The sequence below is a fragment of the Pseudomonas sp. NyZ201 genome (assembly GCF_049860765.1).
GTDB classification, from domain to species: Bacteria; Pseudomonadota; Gammaproteobacteria; order Pseudomonadales; family Pseudomonadaceae; genus Aquipseudomonas; species Aquipseudomonas bharatica.
Window position 1 is genome coordinate 2070822 of sequence record NZ_CP187557.1, and the last position, 12748, is coordinate 2083569.

9 protein-coding genes are annotated in these 12748 nt (G+C 63.6%); 7 read left to right on the forward strand and 2 right to left on the reverse strand.

What is annotated here, in order from left to right:
• Window positions 1-213: 213 nt before the first annotated feature.
• The 5 genes from ACPFMA_RS09315 (at window position 214) to prpF (ending at window position 7077) form a co-directional block, all read left to right on the forward strand.
• On the forward strand, window positions 214-924 hold the full coding sequence (locus ACPFMA_RS09315; RefSeq protein WP_425930041.1) for a GntR family transcriptional regulator: 711 nt from the start codon (window positions 214-216) through the stop codon (window positions 922-924).
• Window positions 921-1811, forward strand: a complete 891-nt coding sequence (prpB, locus tag ACPFMA_RS09320; RefSeq protein WP_009394514.1) for a methylisocitrate lyase — start codon at window positions 921-923, stop codon at window positions 1809-1811. Before ACPFMA_RS09315 ends, prpB begins: the two co-directional genes overlap by 4 nt.
• A gap of 60 nt (window positions 1812-1871) precedes the next feature.
• Window positions 1872-2999 (forward strand): bifunctional 2-methylcitrate synthase/citrate synthase, encoded by a 1128-nt coding sequence (gene prpC / locus ACPFMA_RS09325; RefSeq protein WP_009394516.1) that lies wholly within the window; start codon window positions 1872-1874, stop codon window positions 2997-2999.
• Window positions 3000-3149: 150 nt separating this feature from the next.
• Window positions 3150-5735, forward strand: a complete 2586-nt coding sequence (acnD, locus tag ACPFMA_RS09330) for a Fe/S-dependent 2-methylisocitrate dehydratase AcnD (protein WP_425930042.1) — start codon at window positions 3150-3152, stop codon at window positions 5733-5735.
• Between the two features lie 151 nt (window positions 5736-5886).
• Window positions 5887-7077 carry a 2-methylaconitate cis-trans isomerase PrpF gene (gene prpF / locus ACPFMA_RS09335; protein ID WP_425930043.1) on the forward strand — a complete coding sequence of 397 codons (1191 nt, stop codon included), beginning with the start codon at window positions 5887-5889 and terminating at the stop codon, window positions 7075-7077.
• Window positions 7078-7305: 228 nt separating this feature from the next.
• Here the strand turns inward: prpF and acnB are convergent, their stop codons facing one another.
• Window positions 7306-9906: a bifunctional aconitate hydratase 2/2-methylisocitrate dehydratase gene (gene acnB / locus ACPFMA_RS09340; protein ID WP_009394520.1), complete on the reverse strand. Its 2601-nt coding sequence runs from the start codon at window positions 9904-9906 to the stop codon at window positions 7306-7308.
• Window positions 9907-10310: 404 nt separating this feature from the next.
• On the opposite strand from acnB, the gene ACPFMA_RS09345 reads away from it, so the two are divergent.
• Window positions 10311-10778 carry a DUF1289 domain-containing protein gene (locus ACPFMA_RS09345; protein ID WP_009394521.1) on the forward strand — a complete coding sequence of 156 codons (468 nt, stop codon included), beginning with the start codon at window positions 10311-10313 and terminating at the stop codon, window positions 10776-10778.
• 129 nt (window positions 10779-10907) lie between these two features.
• Here ACPFMA_RS09345 and ACPFMA_RS09350 read toward each other — a convergent pair whose 3' ends face one another.
• Window positions 10908-11771 (reverse strand): universal stress protein, encoded by an 864-nt coding sequence (locus tag ACPFMA_RS09350; protein WP_064304324.1) that lies wholly within the window; start codon window positions 11769-11771, stop codon window positions 10908-10910.
• Between the two features lie 154 nt (window positions 11772-11925).
• On the opposite strand from ACPFMA_RS09350, the gene ACPFMA_RS09355 reads away from it, so the two are divergent.
• On the forward strand, window positions 11926-12531 hold the full coding sequence (locus ACPFMA_RS09355; RefSeq protein ID WP_420059405.1) for a tRNA-(ms[2]io[6]A)-hydroxylase: 606 nt from the start codon (window positions 11926-11928) through the stop codon (window positions 12529-12531).
• Window positions 12532-12748: the final 217 nt, after the last annotated feature.

Consider the following 12748-nt stretch of genomic DNA (forward strand, 5'->3'; position numbering starts at 1 on the left):
CAAAAAGATGACAGACACAGTATCCATGCCACAAAAAACAGGGCGGCGGCATTCTATCACGCGGATGGTGGCACGCCAGCAGCGCCAATGAGACAACGTTCACCGAAGTGAAGTTCGTTCTTAGACGATTGTCGACAATATTGAATTTGTCTTTGACTGCATTGATGTATTTGGCTAGTTTTGGCGCATTGATTACAAGAGGTGTCGACAATAATGCTGGACACAGCCCACGCATCCGGTGTCGGTGCGGAAGAGTCGGAAACCCTGTCGGAAAATGTCTTCCGGCGTATCCAGGCTGCCATCGTCAAGGGCGAGATCGCCCCGGGCAGCAAGATCTCCGAGCCCGAACTGGCACGCACCTACGGCATCAGCCGCGGCCCGCTGCGCGAGGCGATCCACCGCCTGGAGGGCCAGCGCCTGCTGGTGCGGGTGCCGCATGTCGGCGCGCGGGTGGTGTCGTTGTCCCATGCCGAACTGATCGAACTCTACGAAATCCGCGAGTCCCTCGAAGGCATGGCCTGTCGCCTGGCCGCCGAGCGTATGAGCGTAGCCGAGATCGACGAGTTGCGGCGGGTGCTCGATACCCACGAGCGCGATGCCGCCTTCCAGGCCGGCCTCGGCTACTACCAGCAGGAAGGCGACTACGACTTCCACTACCGGATTCTCCAGGGCAGCGGAAACAAGACCCTGGTCAAGATGCTCTGCGACGACCTCTATCAACTGGTGCGCATGTACCGCATCCAGTTCTCGGCCACGCCCAACCGGCCGCGCCAGGCCTTCGCCGAGCACCACAGGATTCTCGATGCCATCGCCGACCGTGACGGCGAACTGGCGGAACTCCTGATGCGCCGCCATATCGGTGCATCCAAGCGCAATATCGAGCGTCACTACCTGGACGCCACCAACCCACGAGGTGAGTCATGAGTCTGAAAAGCAGTCCCGGCCAGCGCTTTCGCGATGCGGTAGCCGCCGAGCACCCGCTGCAGGTCGTCGGTACCATCAATGCCAACCACGCCCTGCTGGCCAAGCGTGCCGGGTTCAAGGCCATCTACCTGTCCGGCGGTGGTGTCGCCGCCGGTTCCCTCGGCCTGCCTGACCTGGGCATCACCGGCCTGGACGACGTGCTCACCGATGTGCGCCGCATCACCGACGTCTGCGACCTGCCGCTGCTGGTGGATGTCGACACCGGCTTCGGTGCCTCGGCCTTCAACGTCGCTCGCACCGTGAAATCCATGATCAAGTTCGGCGCTGCTGCCATCCATATCGAAGACCAGGTCGGCGCCAAGCGCTGCGGCCATCGCCCGAACAAGGAAATCGTTTCCCAGCAGGAAATGGTCGACCGCATCAAGGCTGCCGTCGATGCCCGTACCGATGACAGCTTCGTGATCATGGCGCGCACCGACGCCCTGGCCGTGGAAGGCCTGGAAGCGGCCCTGGATCGTGCCGCCGCGTGCATCGAAGCCGGCGCCGACATGATCTTCCCGGAAGCCATAACCGAGTTGTCGATGTACAAGACCTTTGCCGAGCGCGTGCGCGCGCCGATCCTGGCCAACATCACCGAGTTCGGCGCCACGCCGCTGTACACCACCGAGGAACTGGCGTCGGCCGACGTATCCCTGGCGCTGTACCCGCTGTCGGCGTTCCGCGCCATGAACAAGGCCGCGGAGAACGTCTACGCAGCCCTGCGTCGCGACGGCACCCAGAAAAACGTGATCGACACCATGCAGACCCGCATGGAGCTGTACGACGCCATCAACTACCACGCGTTCGAGCAAAGCCTCGATGCGCTGTTCGCGCAGAAAAAGGCCTGAGCCCAAAGGCCTCCGACCAGCCAACAGCTTCCATAACAAGTTCAAGAAAGGAGAGATCCCATGGCCGAAGCAAAAGTACTCAGCGGAGCCGGCCTGCGTGGCCAGGTGGCCGGGCAGACCGCCCTGTCGACGGTAGGCCAGGCCGGCGCCGGGCTGACCTACCGCGGCTATGACGTTCGCGACCTGGCGGCCAACGCCCTGTTCGAGGAAGTCGCCTACCTGCTGCTCTACGGAGAGCTGCCGAACAAGGCGCAACTGGCCGAATACCAGGCCCGCCTGAAAACCCTGCGCGACCTGCCGCAAGCCCTGAAGGAAGTGCTCGAGCGCATCCCGGCCAACGCCCATCCGATGGACGTCATGCGTACCGGTTGCTCGGTGCTTGGCACCCTGGAGCCGGAGCTGAACTTCGACCAGCAGCGCGACAGGACCGACCGCCTGCTCGCCCTGTTCCCGGCGGTGATGTGCTACTGGTACCGCTTCAGCCACCACGGCGTGCGCATCGACTGCACCAGCGACGAAGACACCATTGGCGGTCACTTCCTGTATCTGCTGCACGGCAAGAAGCCGAGCGATCTGCATGTCAAGGTGATGAACGTCTCGCTGATCCTCTACGCCGAGCACGAGTTCAACGCTTCGACCTTCACCGCCCGGGTCTGCGCCTCGACCCTATCCGACCTGTACTCCTGCGTCACTGCCGCCATCGGCTCGCTGCGCGGCCCGCTGCATGGCGGTGCCAACGAAGCGGCGATGGAGTTGATCGAGCGCTTCCAGAGCCCGCAGGAGGCGGTGGCCGAGTTGCTCAGGATGCTCGAGCGCAAGGACAAGATCATGGGCTTCGGCCATGCCATCTACAAAGAGTCCGATCCGCGCAACGAGGTGATCAAGGGCTGGTCGAAGAAGCTGGCCGACGAGGTCGGTGACAAGGTCCTGTACCCGGTATCGGAAGCCATCGACAAGACCATGTGGGAACAGAAGAAGCTGTTCCCCAACGCCGACTTCTACCATGCCTCGGCGTACCACTTCATGGGCATCCCGACCAAGCTGTTCACCCCGATCTTCGTCTGCTCGCGCCTGACCGGCTGGGCTGCGCACGTCTTCGAACAGCGCGCCAATAACCGCATCATCCGCCCGAGCGCCGAGTACACCGGCGTCGAGCAGCGTGCCTACGTGCCGATCGAGCAGCGCTGAATCTATAAAAGGACTCCACCGAACCCTGTGGGAGCGGGTTTACCCGCGATGACGGTAGTGGATTCACCGACGCAATCGCGGGTGAACCCGCTCCCACAGGGCAGAGGTGGTGCTCTTGAGAAACCGAACCCGTGACCGAGCCGACCTGAAATGAACACCGAATTCCGCAAGTCCCTGCCAGGCACCGGCCTGGACTATTTCGATGCCCGCGCGGCGGTCGATGCGATCGCGCCAGGCGCCTACGACCGCCTGCCGTATACCTCCCGCGTCCTGGCCGAGAACCTGGTGCGGCGCTGCGATCCGGCGACCCTCAATGCGTCCCTCGGCCAACTGATCGAGCGCAAGCGCGACCTCGATTTCCCCTGGTTCCCGGCCCGTGTGGTCTGCCATGACATCCTTGGCCAGACCGCCCTGGTCGACCTCGCCGGCCTGCGCGACGCCATCGCCGACAAGGGCGGCGACCCGGCCCAGGTCAACCCGGTGGTACCGGTCCAGTTGATCGTCGACCATTCCCTGGCCGTGGAATGCGGTGGCTACGACCCGCAGGCGTTCGAGAAGAACCGCGCCATCGAGGACCGTCGCAACGAAGACCGTTTCCACTTCATCAACTGGACCAAGAAAGCCTTCAAGAACGTCGATGTGATCCAGCCGGGCAACGGCATCATGCACCAGATCAACCTGGAGAAGATGTCCCCGGTGATCCATGCCGAGCGCGGCGTGGCCTATCCCGACACCTGCGTCGGCACCGACAGCCACACCCCGCATGTCGATGCCCTGGGCGTGATCGCCATCGGTGTTGGTGGCCTGGAAGCCGAGAACGTCATGCTTGGCCGCGCCTCCTGGATGCGCCTGCCGGAAATCGTCGGCGTCGAGCTGTCCGGCAAGCCGCAGCCGGGCATCACCGCCACCGACGTGGTGCTGGCCCTGACCGAATTCCTGCGCAAGGAAAAAGTGGTCGGCGCCTACCTGGAATTCCACGGTGAAGGCGCTCGCGCCCTGACCCTCGGCGACCGCGCCACCATCTCCAACATGGCCCCGGAGTACGGGGCCACCGCCGCGATGTTCGCCATCGACGGGCAGACCATCGACTACCTGCGCTTGACCGGTCGCGACGAGCAGCAGGTCAAGCTGGTGGAAACCTACGCGAAAGAAGCAGGCCTGTGGGCCGACAGCCTGGTCAATGCCGAGTACGAGCGCGTGCTGCGTTTCGACCTGTCCAGCGTCGTGCGCAACATGGCCGGCCCGTCCAACCCGCATGCCCGGGTGGCCACCAGCGACCTGGCGGCCAAGGGCATTGCCGGCGCCTGGGAAGAGGTCCCCGGGCAGATGCCGGACGGTGCGGTGATCATCGCCGCCATTACCAGTTGCACCAACACCAGCAACCCGCGCAACGTGATCGCCGCCGGCCTGCTGGCGCGCAATGCCAACAGGCTGGGCCTGGCGCGCAAGCCGTGGGTCAAGTCGTCGCTGGCACCGGGCTCGAAAACCGTCGCCCTGTACCTCGACGAGGCCGGCCTGACCGACGAGCTGGAGCAACTGGGCTTTGGCGTGGTGGCTTTCGCCTGTACCACCTGCAACGGTATGTCCGGCGCTCTGGATCCACAGATCCAGCAGGAAATCATCGACCGCGACCTGTATGCCACTGCCGTGCTGTCCGGCAACCGCAACTTCGACGGGCGCATCCACCCCTACGCCAAGCAGGCGTTCCTCGCTTCGCCGCCGCTGGTGGTGGCCTATGCCATCGCCGGGACCATTCGCTTCGACATCGAGAAGGATGTGCTGGGCGTGGTCGACGGCAAGGAAATCCGCCTCAAGGACATCTGGCCGAGCGACGAGGAAATCGACGCCGTGGTCCGCGCTTCGGTGAAGCCGGAGCAATTCCGCCAGGTCTATATCCCGATGTTCGCCATCGAGGAAGACAAGGGCCCGAAAGTCGCGCCGCTGTACGAATGGCGCCCGATGAGCACCTATATCCGCCGTCCGCCTTACTGGGAAGGCGCGCTGGCAGGCGAGCGTACCCTCAAGGGCATGCGTGCGCTGGCGGTGCTGCCGGACAACATCACCACCGACCACCTGTCGCCGTCCAACGCCATCATGCTCGACAGTGCCGCCGGTGAGTACCTGGCGAAAATGGGCCTGCCGGAAGAGGACTTCAACTCCTACGCCACCCACCGTGGCGACCACCTGACCGCCCAGCGCGCGACCTTCGCCAACCCGAAACTGTTCAACGAGATGGTCCAGGAAAACGGCAAGGTCAAGCAGGGTTCGCTGGCGCGGATCGAGCCGGAAGGCAAGGTCACCCGCATGTGGGAAGCCATCGAAACCTACATGGAGCGCAAGCAGCCGTTGATCATCGTCGCCGGTGCCGACTACGGCCAGGGCTCGTCGCGGGACTGGGCGGCCAAGGGCGTGCGCCTGGCGGGTGTCGAAGCGATCGTCGCCGAGGGCTTCGAGCGTATTCACCGCACCAACCTGGTGGGCATGGGCGTGTTGCCGCTGGAGTTCAAGCCGGGCGTGAACCGCAAGACCCTCGAGCTGGATGGCAGCGAGCTTTACGACGTGGTTGGCCAGCGCACGCCGCGGGCGACCCTGACGCTGCTCATCACCCGCCGTAATGGCGAGCGCCTTGAGGTGCCGGTGACCTGCCGCCTGGACACTGCGGAAGAGGTATCGATCTACGAGGCGGGCGGGGTGTTGCAGCGGTTTGCCCAGGATTTCCTGGAAGGCACTGCCTGATATCGGCGAGGCCTGGGCAGTGATGTTGGCTGCTCGGGCCTCATCGCTGGCAACGCCAGCTCCCACGAGGTTCGGCGTGCGCCGCTAATCCTGTGGGAGCTGGCGTTGCCAGCGATTGGGGTTTCACCTATTCAACTGAAAGGACCTGTTCATGCCCCATATTCCACAAATCAAGATCCCCGCCACCTACATCCGCGGCGGCACCAGCAAGGGTGTGTTCTTCAATCTCGAGGACCTGCCCGAAGCCGCACAACTCCCCGGCGCCGCCCGCGATGCCCTGTTGCTGCGGGTGATCGGCAGCCCCGATCCCTACGGCAAGCAGATCGACGGCATGGGCGGGGCCACCTCCAGCACCAGCAAGACGGTGATCCTGTCCCGCAGCATCAAGCCTGGGCACGATGTGGATTACCTGTTCGGCCAGGTCTCCATCGACAAGGCTTTCGTCGACTGGAGCGGCAACTGCGGCAACCTCTCGGCCGCGGTGGGTTCCTTCGCCATCAGCAGCGGTCTGGTGGACGCCAGCCGCATTCCCGACAACGGCATCGCCACCGTGCGCATCTGGCAGGCCAATATCGGCAAGACCATCATCGCCCATGTGCCGATCACCAACGGCGAAGTCCAGGAAACCGGTGATTTCGAGCTGGATGGCGTGACCTTCCCGGCGGCCGAGGTACAGCTGGAGTTCCTCGATCCGGCCGCTGACGAGGACGGTGCGGGCGGTTCCATGTTCCCCACCGGTAACCTGGTGGATCAGCTTGAGGTGCCGGGTGTCGGTACCCTCGACGTGACCCTGATCAATGCTGGCATTCCGACCATCTTCGTCAACGCCCGGGCCATCGGCTACACCGGCACCGAACTGCAGGACGCGATCAACGGTGATGCTGCGGCGCTGGCCCGTTTCGAGGCCATCCGTGCCCATGGCGCAGTACGCATGGGGCTGATCAAGCACATCGATGAAGCGGCAGGGCGCCAGCACACGCCGAAGGTAGCCTTCGTGGCGCCAGCGGCGGATTACCTGTCGTCCAGTGGCAAGCAGGTGCTGGCCAGCGAGATCGACCTGCTGGTGCGGGCGTTGTCCATGGGCAAGCTGCACCACGCGATGATGGGTACGGCAGCGGTGGCCATCGGCACGGCGGCGGCGATTCCGGGAACCCTGGTAAACCTGGCGGCCGGTGGTGGCGAGCGCGAGGCGGTACGTTTCGGACACCCGTCCGGGACCCTCCGGGTCGGCGCCCAGGCGCAGCAGGTGAACGGCGAATGGAGCGTGACCAAGGCGATCATGAGCCGCAGTGCGCGGGTGTTGATGGAAGGGTGGGTGAGGGTGCCGGGGGATTCGTTCTAAGGCGCTTTCTTCTGCTGGAGAAGCGGTGGTCGTCGTGAGGCGGGCACCGCTTTTTTGTTTCTGGTCTGCAGGTGATCTTCAGGGCCTCATCGCCGGCAACGCCGGCTCCCACAAGGTTCAGCGTGCGCCGCAAAACCTGTGGGAGCCGGCGTTGCCGGCGATAGGACCCTCAAAAACGAAAAAGCCCCGTCAGACTGACGGGGCTTTTTCATTCACACGGGACCTGCTTTAGACCTGAACAGCCGGGATCTTGGCGTTCGCAGCCGCGTCGCGGAACTCGGCGATCTGGTCGAAGCTCAGGTAGCGGTAGACGTCGGCAGCCATGCTGTCGATGTTCTTCGCGTACTCCATGTACTCCTCGACGGTCGGCAGCTTGCCGAGGATCGAAGCGACCGCGGCCAGCTCGGCCGAAGCCAGGTACACGTTGGTAGCGTCGCCCAGGCGGTTCGGGAAGTTACGGGTCGAGGTGGAAACCACGGTCGAACCGGTCTGTACGCGAGCCTGGTTACCCATGCACAGCGAGCAGCCCGGCATTTCCATGCGCGCGCCAGCCTTGCCGTAGATGCCGTAGTAGCCTTCCTCGGTCAGCTGGTGGGCGTCCATCTTGGTTGGCGGAGCCAGCCACAGACGGGTCGGAATGCCACCCTTGACCTTTTCCAGCAGCTTGCCGGCAGCGCGGAAGTGACCGATGTTGGTCATGCACGAACCGATGAACACTTCGTCGATCTTCTCGCCCTGTACGGTCGAGAGCAGACGGGCGTCGTCCGGGTCGTTCGGCGCGCAGAGCACAGGCTCCTTGACGTCGGCCAGGTCGATTTCGATGATCTCGGCGTATTCGGCGTCGGCATCGGCGGACAGCAGCTCCGGGTTGGCCAGCCAGGCTTCCATCGCCTGGGCGCGGCGCTCCAGGGTACGGGCATCGCCGTAGCCTTCGCCGATCATCCAGCGCAGCAGGGTGATGTTGGACTGCAGGTACTCGGCGATGGCCTTTTCCGGCAGCTTGATGGTGCAACCTGCAGCGGAGCGCTCGGCCGAGGCGTCGGACAGTTCGAACGCTTGCTCGACGGTCAGGTCGTTCAGGCCTTCGATCTCCAGGATGCGACCGGAGAAGGCGTTCTTCTTGCCTTTCTTCTCGACGGTCAGCAGGCCTTGCTTGATCGCGTAGTAAGGGATGGCATGGACCAGGTCACGCAGGGTGATGCCAGGTTGCAGCTTGCCCTTGAAGCGAACCAGGATCGACTCCGGCATGTCCAGCGGCATGACACCGGTGGCGGCGGCGAAGGCCACCAGGCCGGAACCGGCCGGGAACGAGATGCCGATCGGGAAGCGGGTGTGCGAGTCGCCACCGGTGCCGACGGTGTCAGGCATCAGCATGCGGTTCAGCCAGCTGTGGATGATGCCGTCGCCCGGACGCAGGGACACGCCGCCGCGGGTGCGGATGAAGTCCGGCAGGGTGTGGTGGGTGGTGACGTCGATCGGCTTCGGATAGGCCGCGGTGTGGCAGAACGACTGCATGACCAGGTCGGCGGAGAAGCCCAGGCAGGCCAGGTCCTTCAGTTCGTCGCGGGTCATCGGGCCAGTGGTGTCCTGGGAGCCGACGGTGGTCATCTTCGGTTCGCAGTAGGTGCCCGGACGCACGCCGGCTACGCCGCATGCCCGGCCGACCATCTTCTGTGCCAGGGTGTAGCCCTTGCCGGTGTCGGCAGGCTGCTCGGGCTTCTTGAACAGGTCGGAAGCGCCCAGGCCCAGTTCGGCACGGGCCTTCTCGGTCAGGCCGCGGCCGACGATCAGCGGGATACGGCCGCCAGCGCGGACTTCGTCCAGCAGGACCTCGGTCTTCAGCTCGAAGGTGGTGACCAGCTCGTCGCTGCCGTGGCGGCGGACTTCGCCCTTGAACGGATAGACGTCGATGACGTCGCCCATGGCCAGGTTGGTGCAGTCGAATTCGATCGGCAGGGCGCCGGCGTCTTCCATGGTGTTGTAGAAGATCGGGGCGATCTTGGTGCCGAAGCAGAAACCACCGGCGCGCTTGTTCGGCACGTACGGGATGTCGTCGCCGAAGAACCACAGCACCGAGTTGGTTGCGGATTTACGGGAAGAACCGGTACCGACCACGTCACCGACGTAGGCGACCGGGAAGCCCTTGGCCTTGACCGCTTCGATCTGGGCCAGCGGGCCGACCGAACCTGGCTGCGAAGGCTCGATGCCGTCGCGGGCCATCTTCAGCATGGCCAGGGCGTGCAGCGGGATGTCAGGGCGCGACCAGGCGTCCGGGGCAGGGGACAGGTCGTCGGTGTTGGTTTCGCCGGGCACCTTGAACACGGTCAGGGTGTACTTCTCGGCGATGGCCGGACGCGAGGTGAACCACTCGCCGGCAGCCCAGGACTCGAGGACGGCCTTGGCGTGGACGTTGCCCGACTTGGCTTTTTCAGCCACGTCGTGGAAGGCGTCGAACATCAGCAGGGTGTTTTTCAGCTGTTCGGCGGCGACGGCGCCCAGTTCGGCGTCGTCCAGCAGCTCGACCAGGGTGGCGATGTTGTAGCCGCCCTGCATGGTGCCCAGCAGCTCGGTGGCACGCTTGCGGTCGATCAGGGGGGATTTGGCTTCGCTCTTGGCGAGGGCGGAGAGGAAAGCGGCCTTGACGTAGGCGGCTTCGTCAACTCCTGGCGGAACGCGGTGGGTAATCAGGTCTACGAGGAAGGCTTCTTCGCCGGCCGGCGGGTTTTTCAGCAGCTCGACCAGGCCTGCGGTTTGTTCGGCGTTAAGCGGCTGGGGAACGATACCCAGAGCTGCGCGCTCTTCGATATGTTTGCGGTAGGCTTCAAGCACAGTTATTACCCTCATCAGTGGTCCCAAATGGGTGTCCGGGACGCTCATCCAGAAAATCCGCACTCATGCGCAAATACGGCGTTTTGAGCCGCGTAGCCAGAGTTGCAGGAAATCCTTACAGAAGCTGCTTTCAAAGTTTTACGCCTGTAGAACGGAAGGCTGATGAGGGCTGGCCCGGAACATTCAGTGGTGAATCTTCCGAACCAACGCCGTTCTACCGGATGACTGTGCTCGTGACGCTTTGAAAACAGCTTCTAACGGACATTGGTGCCTAAAAAGGCGGTGTGATTCTACGGCAATTTGCGGATAAAGGTAAGGCGAGGGCGAAGACTTTAACGAGTGACCCTCGTTAGACAAAGGGCTAACATGGCCGCCTGTTTCACTGCCATGCTGTCGATCCGCCCATGTCCAATCAGTCCATCAAGACGCCTTGCGTCGGCCTCTGCTCCACGGTTTACGGGGATACGGTGTGCCGTGGCTGCAAGCGTTTCCACCATGAAGTGATCCACTGGAACGGCTACAACGACGACGAAAAGCGCGCCGTCTGGCTGCGCCTGGAGCAACTGCTGGTGCAGGTGATGACCGCCAAGCTGGAAGTGTTCGACGTCGAGCGCCTGCGCCAGCAACTGGAGCAGCGCAAGATCCGCTACGTGGCCCACCAGTCGGAATACTGCTGGGCCTACCAGCTGATCGCCCGCGGTGCGCGGGTGATCCGCGAGCTGGAAGCCTACGGCCTGGTGCTGCTGCCGGAGTTCCGCGACTGGGAACTGCCGGAACTGCGCGATGCCATCGATACCGAGTTCTTTTTGCTGTCCGAAGCCCATTACCAGCGTTATATCGCGCCGGGGTTTCTCAAGGATGCCCTGGGTTGATGGTAATGAAGTTCTGCTGCGCCACGGGTACTCTGTGGGAGCGGGTTCACCCGCGATGAGGGCAGTGAATTCACTATCGTCATCGCGGGTGAACCCGCTCCCACAGAGTACGTGTAGCGCTTAAATGCGTCAGCCCTGCGCCAGCTCGTTCAAATGCGCCGCTACCTCGGCCGTCTTCAGCACCAGCACATCGCTCTCCAGCGAATCCAGCACCACCTCCGCGGTATTGCCGATCAGCGCCCCGGTGATCCCGGTGCGTGCCACGGTGCCGATCACCGTCACCACGGCATCCAGCTTGTGCGCGGTATGGGGAATCAGCACATCCGCCGGCCCTTCGGCCACATGCAGGCGCTCGTCGGCAATATCGAATTCGGCCTGGAACGCCGCGCATTCCTCGCGATAGCGCTGCTCGATGGTTTCCTTCAACTGGTACACCGGATCGGCCGCCGACAGCATCGGCGACGGATGGGCGGCGATCACGTGCAGTTCGCCCTTTGCCAGCCCGGCGATGGCGTAGCCGTGGTCGATGATGTCGCCGTGCAGGACGCGGTGCTCCTGGTCATGATTGCCGACATCTACGGCCGCCAGGATCACCCCGCCGGTCCATGGCCGCTCGGTCTTGACCATCAGCACCGCCGCCGGGCACAGGCGCAGCAGTTTCCAGTCCGAGGGGGTGAGCAGGGCCTTCTTCAGCGGGTTGTCCGGGCGATGTTCCTTGATCACCAGTTCGCAGCCCTCGGCCTGCTGCACATCGATGATCGATTCGTGCAGGGTGTCGTGCCAGGCCTGCTCGAAGGTGACGTTGTCATAGCCGTCGTCATGCAATTGGCTGCACAGCAGGCTGAGCAGGGCGCTGTGGTCGTGCTTGCGGTCGCACATCAGCAGGTGCAGGCGGGCGCCGGTGGCCGTGGCGATGAGTTTGGCCCGGGTCAGGGCGCGGCTATGGGCGTGCTCGGGGTCGAGGACTACCAGGATGCTGCGGACGGCTTGCATGAGCGGGAACTCCCAGGGAAGTGACAACCAATGCCTGACTATAGTCGGCGTTCGCCGCAGCGCAGCTTGATGCATATCAACCGCGGATCACTGGTGTCCGCTGGCGGTGCCGGTATAATCGCCGGCCCTGCTGTCTACCTGCCGCCTGTGAATCATGGAACCCATCCCCGAAATCGAAGCCTTCCTCGGTTGCCGCACCCCTGACGCCTGGGTGCAAGCGGCGCTGGCCGACCAGGAAACCATGCTGATCGACCACAAGAACTGCGAGTTCAAGGCCGCCAGCACCGCCCTCAGCCTGATCGCCAAGTACAACGCGCATATCGACCTGATCAACATGATGTCGCGCCTGGCCCGCGAGGAACTGGTCCATCACGAGCAGGTGCTGCGCTTGATGAAGCGCCGTGGGGTTCCCCTGCGCCCGGTCTCTGCCGGCCGCTACGCCTCGGGGTTGCGCCGTGTGGCCCGGGCCCACGAACCGGCCAAGCTGGTGGACACGCTGGTGATCGGCGCCTTTATCGAAGCGCGCAGCTGCGAGCGCTTCGCCGCACTGGTGCCGCACCTGGACGAGGAATTGGGCAAGTTCTACCACGGGTTGCTCAAGAGCGAGGCGCGGCACTACCAGGGGTATCTGAAGCTGGCGCTGCACTATGGCGATGCCGAGGATATCCAGCGCACCGTAGACAAGGTGCGCGAGGTGGAAATGGAGCTGATTCTCTCGCCGGACGAGGAATTCCGTTTCCATAGCGGCGTACCGGCCTGAACTGAATCCACGCGGCCCCTGTGGGAGCGGGTTCACCCGCGATGACAATAGTGAATTCACTGCCCTCATCGTGGGTGAACCCGCTCCCACAGGGGCCGCGTCGCTTTCCTGATCTCTACTCTCCCGCCTGATCCTGACCTTTCCAGTCAACCTTTCATCGACAAAATACAAAGCAAGCTAATAAATGCCTGGACAATGATTGCCTGAGCAGACATAT

Excerpts from the sequence above, each read along its gene's own strand:
- ACPFMA_RS09315 (WP_425930041.1), top strand. The coding sequence starts at position 214 with ATGCTGGACACAGCCCACGCATCCGGTGTCGGTGCGGAAGAGTCGGAA.
- prpB (WP_009394514.1), top strand. The coding sequence starts at position 921 with ATGAGTCTGAAAAGCAGTCCCGGCCAGCGCTTTCGCGATGCGGTAGCC.
- prpC (WP_009394516.1), top strand. The coding sequence starts at position 1,872 with ATGGCCGAAGCAAAAGTACTCAGCGGAGCCGGCCTGCGTGGCCAGGTG.
- acnD (WP_425930042.1), top strand. The coding sequence starts at position 3,150 with ATGAACACCGAATTCCGCAAGTCCCTGCCAGGCACCGGCCTGGACTAT.
- prpF (WP_425930043.1), top strand. The coding sequence starts at position 5,887 with ATGCCCCATATTCCACAAATCAAGATCCCCGCCACCTACATCCGCGGC.
- ACPFMA_RS09345 (WP_009394521.1), top strand. The coding sequence starts at position 10,311 with ATGTCCAATCAGTCCATCAAGACGCCTTGCGTCGGCCTCTGCTCCACG.
- ACPFMA_RS09350 (WP_064304324.1), bottom strand. The coding sequence starts at position 11,771 with ATGCAAGCCGTCCGCAGCATCCTGGTAGTCCTCGACCCCGAGCACGCC.
- ACPFMA_RS09355 (WP_420059405.1), top strand. The coding sequence starts at position 11,926 with ATGGAACCCATCCCCGAAATCGAAGCCTTCCTCGGTTGCCGCACCCCT.